Below are 15,089 nucleotides of genomic sequence, written 5' to 3'. Positions count from 1 at the left end.
AAAACAGCACTTCCTTTACGGAGTTGTGCTGTTTTTTTCTGCCAGAAACTTCTTTAAGAACTCACTCGCTTCATAAGCAGGCATAGGCTTACTGATTATATAGCCTTGTGCAGTATGACAGCCATATTCTTGAAGTAATTTCATCTGTTCATATGTTTCTACACCTTCTGCCACCGTAGAAAGAGAAAGACCTTCACACATCATGATGATCGCTTTTATGATTGCTGCATCACTCGTATTAAAAAAGTCATCACTAAGATGTCTGATAAAGCTTTGATCAATTTTTAAATAATCGACCGGAAAATCTTTTAAATAACTAAGAGAACTGTAACCTGTACCAAAGTCGTCGATCGATAAACGAACACCTAGCTCTCTTAATTCTTGCATGATGCTTATGCTGTATTGGACGTTTTGTATCATCGTACTCTCTGTTAATTCTAGGTGTAAATATTCAGCGGATATTCCTGCCGTTTCTATCGCTTCTTTTACTTCATATACAAATGACAACCTTTGAAACTGTCTGCCTGAAACATTTACAGAGATAGAAAGATGAGGCGCGCCATCATCATGCCATCTTTTTAGCTGCTTACAAGACTCGAATAGAACAAACCGACCGATCTCATCAATAAGTCCGATCTCTTCAGCTAAAGGTATGAACTGCATCGGAGATACCAAGCCCAAGTCAGGATGATTCCACCTAACAAGCGCCTCAAATCCGAGGACCATTTCCGTTTTCAAACAAAATTGAGGTTGAAAATAAGGTTCTAGCTCGCCCTTTTGAACCGCCTTACGCAAAAAGCCTTCTAGCTTTAGCCTTTCAAGTGTGAATGCGTTCATATCACCGGTAAAGAATTCACGTTTTCCACGGCCCTTTTCTTTTGCTTTATGCAGAGCGGTGTCGGCATTCTTAATGAGAACATCGGCACTCGTGCTATCATTTGGGTAGATGCTGACCCCAATTGACGTACTAACCGTATACTCTTGTCCATCAAGATAGATCGGTAATTGAAGTGCTTCTTCTATCCGATCTGCTGTATCGATCACGTCTGCTGGCTTTTCAATCGTCAAGATTAACGTAAATAAGTCCCCCGCGAACCGGCATAGCAAATCTTGACTATGGATTACTTGTCTAAGCTGATTGCTTACATGCCTTAACACAACGTCTCCGATATGATGACCTAAACTCTCATTTATGATTTTAAAATGATCAATATCCACAAACATCACAGCTAATAAGTGATTTGCAGGATCACTTTCAGAAACGAGTTCTCTCAGCCTTTTTTCAAATAAACTTCTGTTCGGTAAACCGGTTAACGAATCGTGGAACGCTAGCTGTTCGATCTCTTCTTCCGCTTTTTGCTGCCAGGTAATGTTCTTTCCGATCCCATATACACCAACTACTTGATCGTTTACGACGATTGGAATGTTTGTGATGCTGCTTAAAATGTGTCCGCCATCTTTTTTCTTGATACTCGCTATAAAATTTTGCGGTTTATCATGTACGGCGAGCCTGAAGTGTTCAACAACCCGTTTATGATCTTCATCGCACACAAATTGCAGAGCGTGGGTTGAGAGTAACTCTTCTTCTGAATATGCTAAAGACTGAACGAGCGCATGGTTCACACTCGTTATATAACCTTGTAGATCCATAGAATAGATCATATCAGGATTATGATCGAACAACGATTTATAACGTTGTTCAGATTCAATTAGATTATCATTAAGCTCTTCCATCTCTTTCGTATTCATCTTGATTAAATGAGATAGCGCTAAATATTCATCCATCTCTTTCATTCTTACACCTCATCTGTCCAATGAACCAATTTATAAAGTGATACGTGCTATCATTTATATCGGTGTACAGGAGGCATTGTTAACAAAACAAAGATTGGTTATTTTATCCAATAAAAAAAGCCGTCCTGCAAGGGCGGCTTAAAACGCATTAACCAAGTACGGAATAACCGTAAAATAGTACTAACAATAAAGTAATCCAGAAAAACACCCAATTGAGCAGGCGGCTCTCACCACGTTTTCTTTGAACAAGGATGATTTCCATTAAACCAATGAGGACTACTCCTAAAGTTCCTTTAATAATTATCGGCCCTTGATTAACAATTCCTGGATCGGTTAAATAACCAGCCAGCATGTGACCACCTGTTGCCAGAATCGCTAAGTAAAGAACGCGCAGAATCATATGCAAAATTTTTGATTTTTTTCCTGCATTTTTTTTGTATAGCATATACGTTACAAAAAACAAAATTAATGCCAGAAACCACGATGTTACATGAGCATGAATCATAAATATATCCTCCTATGTATAATTCTCCATATTACTATACCATGAACTGCTATGAACTAGGCAATCAAAAGAGTTCCCTCTGTAAAGTAAGCACTTTCATTGCTATAATAGCAATGTGAGAAATCTTGCAGAATAGAGGTGTTTCCTTTGAAACAGACAGAAACGAGAAATACGGAAACTGTAATTTCTAAAACGGAACAATATGGTGCACAAAACTATCATCCGCTTCCTATCGTTATCTCGGTAGCTGAAGGTGTATGGGTAACAGATCCGGAAGGTAACCGCTACATGGACATGCTTAGTGCATATTCTGCGGTAAACCAAGGACACCGCCACCCTAAGATCATCCAAGCACTTAAAGACCAAGCAGACAAAGTTACATTAACATCACGCGCATTTCATAACGATCAGCTTGGTGACTTTTATGAAAAAGTATCAAGTCTAACAAAAAAAGATATGGTGTTACCGATGAACACCGGTGCAGAAGCTGTTGAAACAGCTATTAAGGCTGTACGCCGCTGGGCATATGATGTTAAAGGCGTTGCGGATAATCAAGCAGAGATCATCGTATGTGAAGGAAACTTCCATGGACGCACGATGACTGCCGTTTCGATGTCATCTGATCCTGATTACCAACGTGGATTCGGTCCTATGCTACCAGGAATCAAAGTGATTCCTTACGGTGACTTAGACGCCCTGAAAGCAGCTATTACACCTAATACCGCTGCATTCATTCTAGAGCCAATCCAAGGTGAAGCAGGAATCGTTATTCCACGTGAAGGTTTCTTGAAAGAAGCGCTTGACGTTTGTAAGTCTGAAAATGTACTCTTTGTTGCAGACGAGATTCAATCTGGACTTGGCCGTTCTGGCAAAATGTTTGCTTGTGACTGGGAAGAGATCGAGCCAGACATGTACATCTTAGGAAAAGCACTTGGCGGCGGCGTAATGCCAATCTCTTGTGTAGCAGCAAACCGCGAAGTACTTGGCGTGTTCAATCCTGGATCACACGGATCAACTTTTGGAGGAAACCCGCTTTCTTGTGCGGTATCAGTCGCTTCTGTAGACGTGCTTGTAGAAGAAAACTTAGTTGAGCGTTCGCTTAAATTGGGTGAGTATTTCTTAGGCGAGTTAAAGAAGATTGATAATCCAGTGATCAAAGAAGTTCGCGGTAAAGGCCTGTTCATTGGTGTTGAACTGAACGAACCAGCTCGTCCATATTGTGAGCGCTTAAAAGAGCAAGGCTTGTTATGTAAAGAAACACACGAAAACGTTATTCGTTTCGCACCGCCATTAATCATTTCTGATGAAGATCTAAATTGGGCGATCGAACGCATTAAAAACGTACTTTCTGTTTAATTTGATTTATTGAGAGCTGACTCTTTTTGGAGTCAGCTTTTTTTAGGGCTACAATTGAGCTCAATTTCATATACGGACTAGGGTATTAATCCGATTTTTAATTGATGAATCCACAACTTTTATGGATCAATCCAAAAGTTTTAGCGGTTTATCCAGAAGTTTTAGCTCTCAATCCAAAAGTTTTCACTGTTTATCCACGAGTCTACAAATATCGACATCTGTACTGGAACTGATACCCCTCACTTAACTCAAAAAAAGAAGCAGCCATGAGCTGCTTCTTCCCTTTACAGTGCTTTCACCATACCGCCATCGATCAGCAGTGACTGGCCAGTTATATAAGTGTTTGCGTCAGAGCACAGGAATACGACCATCTTAGCAAATTCCGCAGGTTTACCGTATCGTCCAAGTGGAATTCCGCTTTCCATGGAAGTTCTAACGTCTTCAGCAGAAATTCCTTTTTTCTCAGCCATCATCTGATCTAATTCACCTACTCGATCTGTTCCGATGCGTCCAGGTCCGATGGTATTAATCAGAATGCCATCTTTCCCTAGCTCTTGTGAAAGACTCTTTGATAATCCATTAATCGCTGTTCGAAAAGTGTTTGATAAGATGAGTCCGTCGATTGGTTGTTTAAAAGACGAAGAAGCGATATTTACGATGCGTCCTCCTCCGTTTTTAATCATATTAGGCGTAACGGCTCGAACGGTACGTACAAGGCTCAGTAACGTTAACTCAAATGCTCCCTGCCAATGCTCATCCTCAAAATCATTAAACGTACCAGCAGGAGGACCACCTGCATTGTTCACGAGCACGTCCACACTGCCCAACTTCTCTACGGCAGCTGCAACGAGTTCATCGATCTCATTACGCTGTGTGATGTCACATTTTTTATAATGAACATCCGTACCTGTTTCACGCTTTATCTCTTCTGCAGTCAGAGAAAGCTGATCTTCATCTCGGCTTGTCAACATCACGTTCGCACCTTCACGGGCAAATTCCAATGCACAAGCTTTTCCGAGCCCCTTACTTGAAGCAAGGACGAGTACATTTTTTCCTTTTAATCCTAGATCCATATCACAATCACCTGGTTTCTTAGAGAGATTTTATAATACGAAACTTACGTACTTCGTTTCCAGATAAGCTTCCATACCTTCTACGCCACCTTCACGACCAAGACCGCTCTCTTTCATCCCCCCGAAAGGTGCTTGTGCAGCGGAAGGAACACCATCGTTCCAGCCGATGATTCCATAATCTAGTCCTTCAACAACTTGAGTTCCTTTGGACATGCTCTCAGTATAAACATATGCCGCTAAACCAAACGGACTCGTGTTTGCGAGACGAATACCTTCTTCAACACTGCTGATCTTGTGAATTGGAATGACTGGACCGAACGTTTCTTCATTCATGATCAGCATATCTTGTGAAACATTCTTTAAGACTGTCGGCTCGTAATAATACCCACCGTTATCTGCTCTTCCTTTTCCTCCTGTTACACACTCTGCACCGTTTGAAACAGCATTTTCCACGTGCTCTGAGATTTTTTCATACCCGTCTTTGTTGATGATTGGACCGATATCTGTACCTTCATCCAAACCGTTTCCTACTTTTAATTTCTTAGCTTCAACAGCCACTCGTTCTACAAACTCTTCATAAACACTTTCTTGCACGTATACTCGGTTGATACAAATACACGTTTGACCTGCGTTACGAAACTTAGAAGCTACAATTCCAGCTACTGCTTTTTTTATGTCTGCATCCTCTAGTACAACTGCTGGAGCATGACCTCCAAGTTCCATAGAAACGTTCTTTACAGTTGCGGCACTTTGCTCGATCAATTTCTTACCGATCTCTGTAGAGCCGGTAAAGGTAACTTTTCTAACTTTCTCTGAATCCATAATCGCTTTGCCGATCACAGAAGATGATCCTGTTACGAGATTGATTACGCCTTTTGGAAAGCCTGCTTGATCGGCTAATTCTACTAATTTAATCGCAGTTAATGGTGTTTCTTTTGGTGGCTTTACAATGAACGTACAGCCTGCAGCTAGCGCTGGACCGAGCTTTCTAGTGATCATTGCTGCTGGGAAGTTCCATGGCGTGATGGCCGCAACGACCCCAACAGGCTGACGTAAAACTTGCATTCTCTTGTTTTCTGCACTTGAAGGAATCGTACGGCCGTAGATCCGCTTACCCTCTTCTGCGTACCATTTGATGAAAGATGCAGCATACATCACTTCACCTATTGATTCTTTTAATGGTTTTCCCATCTCAAGCGTCATTAGTTCTGCTAATTCTTCTTTTTGTTCGATCATTAAGTCATGCAGTTTCATAAGATAGTCAGCGCGTTCATAAGCTGTTAACCTAGACCAGCTTGGAAATGCTTCGTGCGCTGCATCAATTGCAGCATCCGTTTCTTCTTTTCCACAAGATGCTACAGTTCCTACCACTTCGCCGTTAGCTGGATTGAACACCTCTATTTTTTCGAGAGAATCTCCTGTCCATGAACCGTTAATATAAAGCAGCTTTTCCATGTGAATTCCTCCTCTATGTAACTAGTTAATTCGACTTCATTCTACTATTTCATTACGAAGTGTCCCGATTCCTTCAATTGTAATCTCAATAGAATCTCCAGGCTTTAAAAAAACAGGCGGCTTCATTCCTTTACCTACTCCAGCAGGTGTACCTGTTGCGATAATATCTCCCGCTTCAAGCGTCATGCCTTTTGAAAGCTCAGTGATCATCGTCGGTATATCAAAGATAAAATCAGATGTGTTTCCGTACTGCCTTACTTCTCCGTTTACTTTTGTAACGATTGATAGGTTTTCCGGGTTTGGTACATCAGAATGATGAACGATCCATGGACCCATCGGGCAAGTTCCATTCAAACTTTTCCCGAGCAAAAATTGCTTATGCTTCTTCTGAAGATCCCGTGCTGTAATATCGTTGATGATGGTATAGCCGAAAATGTGATCCATCGCGTTCTCTTTCTTTATACCTGTACCCGTTTTGCCGATAATTATGGCAAGTTCACCTTCATAGTCAAGCTGATTGGTTATAGACGAGTGATTTGGAATACCATCTCCATGACCGATCACAGATGTAGGAGCTTTTGAAAATACCATGATATCTTCAGGAATGTCTGCTTCGCTTCCCATCTCTATCGCATGATCGCGATAATTTTTCCCGATACAGAATACATTTTTCCTTGGACGCGGGATAGGTGATTTTAACTGGACTTCATTTAACTCATATGTATGGTTCTGTGCAGAATCAGAATGAATCAAAGTCTCGACTTGCTCAAAAACTGATTCTCCAAGTGAAATAGCTTCAATTAATGTTGATGGAAACTTCACATCACTGCTCTTAGCAAGTGCTGTTAAATTGAATACCTTTTCTTCTTTTACGATGCCTATAAACGTCTTTTCATTCCTAACAGCTGTAACCCATTTCACAATAACGAATTCCTCCTTTTTAACAAACGCTTACAAAGTAATTATTACTACTATATAGGTTCTGACTTTGTACCGTAAAGAAATTTGCTGTATGAAAACACAATACTCATTTTTGATTCTTTTTAAAATATGGTAAAATAGTTTGTCATCTAAAACGCCCAATTGAATGGGTAACAGTAATGAGGTTATCAAATTATGAAAACTGTACTAAGTACGTTAAATGCTAAATATATACACACGTGTCTTGCGCTGCGCTATTTAAAGGCCTATAGCGAGCCTGATTTCCCTGTGACGATTCGAGAGTTCACGATCAAGGATCCTTCTCTTAATATCGTGACTGATCTTTACAGCCAAGAGCCTGATGTTCTCGGATTCAGCTGCTATATTTGGAACATTGAAGAGACGATAAAAGTAATTCAGATGTTTAAAAAGATCAAGCCAGAAACGAAAATCGTTTTAGGTGGACCTGAAGTATCTTACGATGTGGCGCATTGGCTCGAGAGCATTCCAGAAGTGGATTTTATCGTTGTTAATGAAGGGGAGGAAACATTTAAGCATTTGTTGACTCAAATTCAGAACGATGCTGGATTTGATTCCGTAGCTGGCCTTGCTTATCGAAAAGACGGAAAGCCAAAGATTAATGGTCCGCGTGAAAAACTGGACTTAAAGGCCGTACCATCACCTTTCCGCTTCGAAGAAGATATCCAGTCACTATCAAAAAGGATCACTTATTTTGAAACAAGCCGCGGCTGTCCCTATTCATGTGCGTTTTGCTTGTCTTCGATTGAAGTTGGTGTTCGATATTTTGACCCTACACTCGTTAAAGATGATTTGATCTTTTTGATGGATAACGGAGCAAAGATCATTAAGTTTGTAGACAGAACGTTTAACATTCGCAGAGATTATGCACTCGATATGTTTTCGTTCTTGATCGAAAACAGAAGACCAGGAGTTGTTTTTCAGTTTGAGATCACAGCTGATATCATGAGGCCAGAAGTCATCGATTACTTGAACGAACATGCACCTAAAGGGCTCTTCCGTTTTGAAATCGGTGTTCAATCTACAAATGACGCGGTTAACGAACTGGTACAACGCCGACAGAATTTCGAAAAGCTGACTCGTACGGTAACAACTGTGCGCGATGGTGGGAAGATCGTTCAGCATCTGGACTTAATCGCTGGTTTACCTGAGGAAGACTACAACTCGTTCAGAAAAACATTTAACGATGTATTCGCTTTTGGCATCGAAGAAGTTCAGTTAGGTTTCTTAAAGATGTTAAGAGGGACAGGTCTACGATTAACAGCTGAAAAACATGACTACGTGTATATGGATCACTCTCCATATGAGATCTTAGGAAACAATGTTCTTACTTTTGATGAGATTATTCGTATCAAACAAGTTGAAGACGTATTAGAAAAATATTGGAACGACCATCGAATGGATCATACCGTTAAATACCTGATACACCATGTATTCCAATCGCCTTTTGATTTCTTCCAAGAATTCGGGACTTATTGGGAAACGCGCGGTTGGTCAAGAATCGGCCATCAATTAGAAGACTTATACACGCGCTTGATCGCATTCTTAACGGAAGCTGCACCACATGCACTTCCTGTTGCTGAAAGCCTGATGAAGCTTGATTATTTAGAAAGACAACAGTTCAAACCTCGTAAACCATGGTGGGAGAACACACAGAACAAAGAAGAAACATCTAGAGTGCTTTCGCTGCTCGCTCAATATCCGGAAATGATCGATGGCTTTCCAGCTCTTTCTGAAAAAGATATGCATAAACACGCTTTTGTCACAGAAACAGCGATTGATCCATTATCAGATCAACTAGTGCCACAAGGGGAGAAAAATTTCTTACTTATTGCGTTGTTTGATCCTAAGCAACAATCAACAAAAGTGTTCACAACATCTAAAAAGTCATTGTTAACAAAAAATTCGTAAATTGTGAAAGCGGGGATCACCGTTACAGGGTACATGCTTTCCGCGGGGCAGGCGGTGAGCCCCCTGCCGCTTCGCGCCTTTAGTGGTCTCACCTGTCCCACTTCTCCCGCAGGAGTCAGTACCCTTCCACTCCAATCCCTAAAAGTTAGCACTAAAAAGATTAAAGACACTAACTAAAAAAAGCTAAGTAAAAAACAAGGGTTTCGCAAGTAATATACTTGCGAAACCCTTTTTCTTCTTATAAAACGTAACACTAGTGTAATCCCACTTGTTTTTTATTGGTAAAAATTTAAGATCTTAATAGCATTACTTCTTTAAGACCGGCTGCCCTGAAACAAAAACAGGAGAAGGATTAAGTACGACAACCTGACCCTTTTTAAGTCCTTTGGTAATCTGAACATTACCCTTTTGCTCAAGACCCGCTGAAACCTTCAGCTTATACAATTTGTTTTTCACAATCGTTAACACATACGTTTTCCCATCATCTTTTAAGATTGCTTGTTTTGGCACAGTAATCGCTTTTTCTGCAAGTTTTTCTGTTACGATGATCTGAGCGGTTTGTCCTTCAACCCAAGCCGCTTCATCCTCTACGAGAACGGTTAACTTAAAATTATTCTGATCAGCTGGTAATACAGTTTGAACAGTACCCTTCATCATCTTTTCACCGTTGGACTTGATTAGAACTGAGTCTCCTGTCTTCACGAGAGAAGCCATTTTCTGATCGATGTCAGCAACAAGTTCAAAGTTTCCTTGCCCTACAATGGATAGAAGTGGTTCATCATCGCCTACACCATTTAATTCTGAAACTACACCATCAGCCGGACTTTTTACACTAAGATCATCAAGCTGTTTTTCTAGATCTGATATTTCATCTGATAAGACGGAACTTTCGTTTTCAGCTAACTCATTTTGTAACTCAGCTTCTGCTAATTTTTCTTGAAGAAGTACTTTAGAATCTTTGCTGTCTTTTTCTTCATCAAAATCCGAGAGTTCACTTTTCCATTCACTTATTTGTCCAGAATAATGGCTGCTTCGAACATCTGCTGCTTCTTGGTCTCGTTTCAAGTTGCGAAGTTCTTTTTCAATCTCTGCATTTTCATATGTAATTAAAGTTTGACCAGATGTAACGGTCTCCCCCTTCGATACCATTATTTCTTTAATCGAGCCTAGGGATGCATTTTCAAAAATCTCAAATGTGTTCTTTGACTGAGCAACACCTGTTGTTTCGTGTTTTTTTGTAAAATCTTTCTGTGTAGATAGACCCATTTCAACTCTAGGTGCTTCAACTGCGGCTGATTCCTTTTTATCGAAAATCACGATGTTCATCACGACAAGGAGGATGACCATAATAGCTGCAGCAACCCATTTTAGTTTATTCATAAGCTTGTCTCCTCCTTAAACCAGCTGTCCACTAGTTAATGCAGCGTATAGTGAAGATAATAAAATGAAAACAACAAAAAATCCTATTGTAACAATCAAGCAGTAATTCTTTTCTTTAAACGATAATTGTCGAAGTGCAAAATACAAAACAACAGAACCCCAGATTGTAAAGATATTGATGGCGTTTAAACATTCTTGCCAAAATCCATGCTTAAAGAATAGTACACCAGCAAAACCGAAACCTAAAGGCTGAACTACTTCTTCAGCACCTGTTACAAACTGGATCGGTAGTTCGAATAGCAGCCCGAGAATAAATAAAAGATATACCGCTGTCATTACATAAAAAAGTGCTTTATATCCGATGTCCCGAAAAAAAACATACAAAAATAATGCTCCTGAATTTATTACTATGAATGGTACGATCAATCCCCAAGCACCACCTACTAAAGCGATAAGGTATCGCAAGAGTTCAAATTCCGCTCCACTTAGTTTAGCTGTTTCTACAAAAGAAATAGTTTTGAACGATGGGAACGCTGCAAAAAAAGAAAGTGCATGCAGCAACCCGCTAGCAACTAATATAGCAAAAAAACGGATCCAAAAACCCTCTTTATCTTTCCATTCATTATAAAACGCAAAATATGTATTCGGCTTAGTTAAAGCAGGAATAAATTGTGCCCTTCCTGTCATGGTGCCGCCCCCTTCTCTCTTTATCTCTGTCTATGTTATCACAATTTTTTACTCATAATGACAATTTCTGACTCATTTTTGAAAAATAGTACCTTATCCGCATAAATAAATTAGGGTAGCAAAAACTAAGGCAAATTATTGCGAATCGGGATGATGTACATCATGACTTTCTTTAAAAAACCAAAAAAATTACTAGAACAAAAAAGTACAGAAAAACACCAAGAGCCTAATCCACCCGCTAGAACAAATTCATCTCAAAATTCACAGTTTGAACAGGAGAAGAGCAACAATCAAAATAAGACAATAAATCAACTGTTAGCTGAAATTGAGGAGAGTTTTTCTTCATCACAAGATTTGCAGACGCATTGGATTGAAATGCCCTCTGATAAGAGTGACGTTGCTTTAATATTTTTAGATTCTATCATCGATAAACAAAAAATTCAGGATTTGATTCTTAATCCTTTGTTTGAATTGGACAAAGATATTGATCTTAGCACATTTGAAAAAGTAATAAATATTGATTTTAGGAAACAAACAGACTTTACAAATATAGAAGAGTTACTTTTACAATCTTATACGATTATATTTACAAAGGATACGACCTGTTATTATTCAGTATTCACACCGATTAAAACAGAACGAGACATTTCCGAACCAGATAACGAGGCTGTTATTCGCGGTTCTCACGAAGGTTTTATAGAGAGTATGTCTACGAACATCGCTCTTATTAGGAAACGGCTGAAGAGTCAAAAGTTGGTTGTTAAATACTTAAAAGTTGGTAAAGAGACACATACGAATGTAGCCATGCTTTATATGTCGGATATCGCCAATCCAGAACTACTTCATGAGATGGAAAGAAGAATCAATTCAATAGAAGCTGACGCTGTTATGACTCCTGGAAATATTGAGGAGAGCATAGAAGATAAAACATTTAGTCTGTTTCCACAAACCTTAAGTACAGAGCGGCCTGACCGTGTTGCAGCAAACCTTATGGAAGGAAGAGTAGCATTATTGTATGACAGTTCACCAACTGTAAACATTGCTCCCGTGAACTTTTTTGTCTTTTATCAAACACCAGATGATTATAATAAACGCTGGATGTTAGGAAGCTTTTATAGACTGATCCGATTGTTTAGCTTTTACATTGCCATAGGACTCCCGGCTTTTTATATCGCCGTCGTTTCCTTCCATTTTGAGGTCATCCCATCTGCGTTAGTATTGTTGATGAAGAGTTCACTAGAGAATATACCTTACCCACCATTATTTGAAGCGTTAGTGATGGAGCTGACGATTGAATTAATCCGTGAAGCAGCAATCCGTCTGCCTACAAGAATTGGTTCTACCATTGCCATTGTTGGTGGTTTAGTTATTGGTGATGCGGTAGTTAAAGCTGGGCTGATCTCGAACCTAATGATTATCGTTGTGGCTACAACAGCAATCGCTGCCTACACCGTACCTTCAAACGAGATGAGCTTAGCTGTTCGTTTACTACGTTTTCCTTTCATGGTAGCTGCTGCAACTTTCGGGTTTCTAGGTATTATTTTTGGTTTAATCATTATGTTCTTTCATCTATGTCGTCTCTATTCTTTTGGAACACCTTATTTCGCACCGCTTGCGCCTTTTAGAATGGGAGACTTAAAGGATACAATCATTCGTTTACCCTTTTTCAAAATGAACTCCCGACCTGAAGATATTAGGCCGTTAAAGAAAGATGAAGATAATCACACTAGAAAGTGGGAAAAACAATGAATAGCAGCCATACAATTACTCATAGACAGCTGTTCTTTGTTCTCATACAATCCCAGATCGGAGTCGGAGTCCTTTCACTACCATACACGTTGTTTGCTAAAGCAAAAACAGATGGATGGATTTCTCTACTGTTAGCAGGTATTTTTATACAGTTTTCCATCCTTGCGATTTGGAAGCTCTGCGAGATGTATCCAAAACAGACAATCTTTGATTTTATGCCTAAGATCTTAGGCACTAAACTCGGTTTACTATTAAATATTCTTTTTATCGTTCATCTGTTCTCAGTATGTATCGTAATTTTAATTCTCTATAATAACATTGTATCAAAATGGATATTTTTTCAGACGCCGCGATTCATAGTCATCATTATCCTAGCTCTTACTTGTGTTTATTGTATTACATGTACAGCAAGAGAAATTGCGAGATTTTTAATGCTCTGTTCACCATTGTTACTCATCTTATTTTTCTTTGTTGGTTACGCGTATACAGATGTACATCTTCTTTACGCTTTTCCAGTAGGGGCAACTGGTATTAAAACCATTATTTCTACTTCGACTGATGCGTTAATCGCCTTACTTGGCTTTGATACCGCTTTAGTCTTTTTAGCTTATACGGAAGGAAAGTCTACTAGTAAGCTAAAAGCGATGTCGTATACCTCACTATGTGTTACACTTTTTTATTGCTTTGTAACATTTACAACTTATATATTCTTTAACCCTGCAGAGATTGTTATCGTACCGGAACCAGTCCTTTATATGTTAAAAGCGTTCTCTTTTAAATTCTTGGAACGTACTGACTTAATCTTTTTAACGATATGGATCGTTTCTGTTACAACGTCTTTGATCAGTTATCTATTCTTTACGGCAAAAGGTGTTCAGACCTTATTTAAGCTTCACCATCACAAATCTGCCGCACCATATGTAGGAATCATATGTGCTTTAATAGCATCAATACCAGGAAGTAAGTTAGATGTCCAAATGTGGTCCAAGACAATCGGAATGACGGCAATGATCTTTTCAGCTCTACTCCCAATATTATTATTGCTGATCGCCATTATCCGGAAAAGAAAAGAAAAAGGAGCTGCTTCAACATGATACTTAAAAAATTACTCCTTTTCTTTTCTTGCCTAGTATTGTTATCAGGTTGCTGGGATCAAGCACAGCTTAACGAATCGAAACTGATCCGAGCTGCAGGTTTTGATTATACGAAGGATGGTAAGATCAAGACAACCGCTGCTGTACCGCAGGCAATGAGTGCTGACACTGGGACCGGGAAAGTATTTAATGAGATATTTTCCGCTAAGGGAAATACGGCAAGACAAAGTCGAATACGTTTAGATAGAAAGGTTTCCGAAAGAGTGGAAGCTTCTAAGAACCTAATTGTCGTGTTCGGAGAAGAGGCAGCAAAGAAGGACATTTATCACATTTTAGATGTCTTCTATCGAGATCCAAAGTCAGCTCTTAATGCTCGGATAGCAGTAGCGAAAGGCAAGGCATCAGATGTGATCAGTGCAAGGTTTGAAGAAACAAAATCCTCCATAGGAATTGGTAAGTATCTGAGTGAATCAATTCGTGCTGCAGAAGGTGCTTCAACAGTGCCAGCGGAAAACATTCAGACCGTATGTCCAGTAATGTTTGATCCTGGTCAGGATTTTGCTTTACCTTATCTTGTTCCCAAAAAGAATGCCGTTTCAGTAAATGGAATCGCAATTTTTCATGGTTATGAGATGGTAGGTAAGATGCATGGCGCTGAGGCGGTACTATTTACGTTGCTTACCGGAAAACAGAAGACGATCTCTATGTCTTTGACAAAAAAGATTTCCGATAAACATAAGGATAAAATTCTGAACTACGCTTCGATAAAAGTGAAGAGAAATAAACGAACCTTCAATGTAAATGTTTCACCTGATGATAAGATATCTGCTCATATTAAACTCAATATGAAAGTGGTTATTACAGAGTACCCTGGAGATAACCTTACTTCAAAAAAGAAAATACAAAATATCGAAAACGCGTTGACCAAATCACTAACAAAAGATGCTAACATCATTATTAAAAAACTACAAGACATGAACAGCGATACATTCGGCGTTGGCAGAAAGCTAATTGCATTTCACAACCCAACATGGAAAAAATTAGATTGGAACAAAGAGTATCCAAACATCGATTATACCGCTTCAGTTAAGGTAAAAGTCATCGGTCATGGAATTATCGAATAAT

12 protein-coding genes are annotated in these 15,089 nt (G+C 39.4%); 5 read left to right on the top strand and 7 right to left on the bottom strand.

Features of this window, described 5'->3' with window-relative positions:
- Positions 1 to 15: 15 nt before the first annotated feature.
- Both IHV09_RS04350 and IHV09_RS04345 read right to left on the bottom strand, forming a co-directional pair.
- The gene (locus tag IHV09_RS04350; RefSeq protein WP_197263717.1) at positions 16 to 1,794 is read right to left on the bottom strand and encodes a sensor domain-containing protein; all 1,779 of its coding nucleotides are present in this window, start codon (positions 1,792 to 1,794) and stop codon (positions 16 to 18) included.
- Between the two features lie 148 nt (positions 1,795 to 1,942).
- On the bottom strand, positions 1,943 to 2,299 hold the full coding sequence (locus IHV09_RS04345; protein WP_066392958.1) for a DUF1516 family protein: 357 nt from the start codon (positions 2,297 to 2,299) through the stop codon (positions 1,943 to 1,945).
- A gap of 147 nt (positions 2,300 to 2,446) precedes the next feature.
- On the opposite strand from IHV09_RS04345, the gene IHV09_RS04340 reads away from it, so the two are divergent.
- Positions 2,447 to 3,655 (top strand): ornithine--oxo-acid transaminase, encoded by a 1,209-nt coding sequence (locus tag IHV09_RS04340; protein WP_197191300.1) that lies wholly within the window; start codon positions 2,447 to 2,449, stop codon positions 3,653 to 3,655.
- A gap of 284 nt (positions 3,656 to 3,939) precedes the next feature.
- On the opposite strand, the gene IHV09_RS04335 is transcribed toward IHV09_RS04340, so the two are convergent.
- From IHV09_RS04335 to IHV09_RS04325, 3 genes are read right to left on the bottom strand one after another with little or no spacing between them, the layout of a single operon-like run.
- The gene (locus tag IHV09_RS04335; protein ID WP_197263716.1) at positions 3,940 to 4,728 is read right to left on the bottom strand and encodes an SDR family oxidoreductase; all 789 of its coding nucleotides are present in this window, start codon (positions 4,726 to 4,728) and stop codon (positions 3,940 to 3,942) included.
- A 30-nt stretch (positions 4,729 to 4,758) separates the two neighbouring features.
- On the bottom strand, positions 4,759 to 6,183 hold the full coding sequence (locus IHV09_RS04330) for an NAD-dependent succinate-semialdehyde dehydrogenase (RefSeq protein WP_197263715.1): 1,425 nt from the start codon (positions 6,181 to 6,183) through the stop codon (positions 4,759 to 4,761).
- A gap of 36 nt (positions 6,184 to 6,219) precedes the next feature.
- Positions 6,220 to 7,104: a fumarylacetoacetate hydrolase family protein gene (locus tag IHV09_RS04325; protein ID WP_197263714.1), complete on the bottom strand. Its 885-nt coding sequence runs from the start codon at positions 7,102 to 7,104 to the stop codon at positions 6,220 to 6,222.
- Between the two features lie 195 nt (positions 7,105 to 7,299).
- Between IHV09_RS04325 and IHV09_RS04320 the strand changes: the two genes are divergently transcribed.
- Positions 7,300 to 9,054: a B12-binding domain-containing radical SAM protein gene (locus IHV09_RS04320; protein ID WP_197263713.1), complete on the top strand. Its 1,755-nt coding sequence runs from the start codon at positions 7,300 to 7,302 to the stop codon at positions 9,052 to 9,054.
- 306 nt (positions 9,055 to 9,360) lie between these two features.
- Here the strand turns inward: IHV09_RS04320 and IHV09_RS04315 are convergent, their stop codons facing one another.
- Together IHV09_RS04315 and IHV09_RS04310 are read right to left on the bottom strand one after the other, a co-directional pair.
- Positions 9,361 to 10,434 carry an efflux RND transporter periplasmic adaptor subunit gene (locus tag IHV09_RS04315; RefSeq protein WP_197263712.1) on the bottom strand — a complete coding sequence of 358 codons (1,074 nt, stop codon included), beginning with the start codon at positions 10,432 to 10,434 and terminating at the stop codon, positions 9,361 to 9,363.
- Positions 10,435 to 10,449: 15 nt separating this feature from the next.
- Positions 10,450 to 11,121, bottom strand: a complete 672-nt coding sequence (locus tag IHV09_RS04310; RefSeq protein WP_197263711.1) for a hypothetical protein — start codon at positions 11,119 to 11,121, stop codon at positions 10,450 to 10,452.
- A gap of 162 nt (positions 11,122 to 11,283) precedes the next feature.
- Between IHV09_RS04310 and IHV09_RS04305 the strand changes: the two genes are divergently transcribed.
- The 3 genes from IHV09_RS04305 to IHV09_RS04295 are packed head-to-tail and all read left to right on the top strand — an operon-like array spanning position 11,284 to position 15,088.
- A complete protein-coding gene (locus tag IHV09_RS04305) occupies positions 11,284 to 12,870 on the top strand; it encodes a spore germination protein (protein WP_197263710.1) in 1,587 nt (528 codons plus the stop codon).
- Positions 12,867 to 13,964 (top strand): GerAB/ArcD/ProY family transporter, encoded by a 1,098-nt coding sequence (locus tag IHV09_RS04300; RefSeq protein ID WP_197263709.1) that lies wholly within the window; start codon positions 12,867 to 12,869, stop codon positions 13,962 to 13,964. Before IHV09_RS04305 ends, IHV09_RS04300 begins: the two co-directional genes overlap by 4 nt.
- Positions 13,961 to 15,088: a Ger(x)C family spore germination protein gene (locus IHV09_RS04295; RefSeq protein WP_197127470.1), complete on the top strand. Its 1,128-nt coding sequence runs from the start codon at positions 13,961 to 13,963 to the stop codon at positions 15,086 to 15,088. The genes IHV09_RS04300 and IHV09_RS04295 overlap by 4 nt, the downstream gene beginning before the upstream one ends.
- The last annotated feature ends 1 nt before the right edge of the window (position 15,089 follow it).

Source organism: Fictibacillus sp. 23RED33 (assembly GCF_015903925.1).
In the GTDB taxonomy this organism is placed as follows: domain Bacteria; phylum Bacillota; class Bacilli; order Bacillales; family Fictibacillaceae; genus Fictibacillus; species Fictibacillus phosphorivorans.
This window is presented reverse-complemented; position numbering and strand designations above follow the sequence as displayed.

Coding starts and splice junctions, on each gene's coding strand:
- IHV09_RS04350 (WP_197263717.1), bottom strand. CDS start 1,794: ATGAAAGAGATGGATGAATATTTAGCGCTATCTCATTTAATCAAGATG.
- IHV09_RS04345 (WP_066392958.1), bottom strand. CDS start 2,299: ATGATTCATGCTCATGTAACATCGTGGTTTCTGGCATTAATTTTGTTT.
- IHV09_RS04335 (WP_197263716.1), bottom strand. CDS start 4,728: ATGGATCTAGGATTAAAAGGAAAAAATGTACTCGTCCTTGCTTCAAGT.
- IHV09_RS04330 (WP_197263715.1), bottom strand. CDS start 6,183: ATGGAAAAGCTGCTTTATATTAACGGTTCATGGACAGGAGATTCTCTC.
- IHV09_RS04320 (WP_197263713.1), top strand. CDS start 7,300: ATGAAAACTGTACTAAGTACGTTAAATGCTAAATATATACACACGTGT.
- IHV09_RS04315 (WP_197263712.1), bottom strand. CDS start 10,434: ATGAATAAACTAAAATGGGTTGCTGCAGCTATTATGGTCATCCTCCTT.
- IHV09_RS04310 (WP_197263711.1), bottom strand. CDS start 11,121: ATGACAGGAAGGGCACAATTTATTCCTGCTTTAACTAAGCCGAATACA.
- IHV09_RS04305 (WP_197263710.1), top strand. CDS start 11,284: ATGACTTTCTTTAAAAAACCAAAAAAATTACTAGAACAAAAAAGTACA.
- IHV09_RS04300 (WP_197263709.1), top strand. CDS start 12,867: ATGAATAGCAGCCATACAATTACTCATAGACAGCTGTTCTTTGTTCTC.
- IHV09_RS04295 (WP_197127470.1), top strand. CDS start 13,961: ATGATACTTAAAAAATTACTCCTTTTCTTTTCTTGCCTAGTATTGTTA.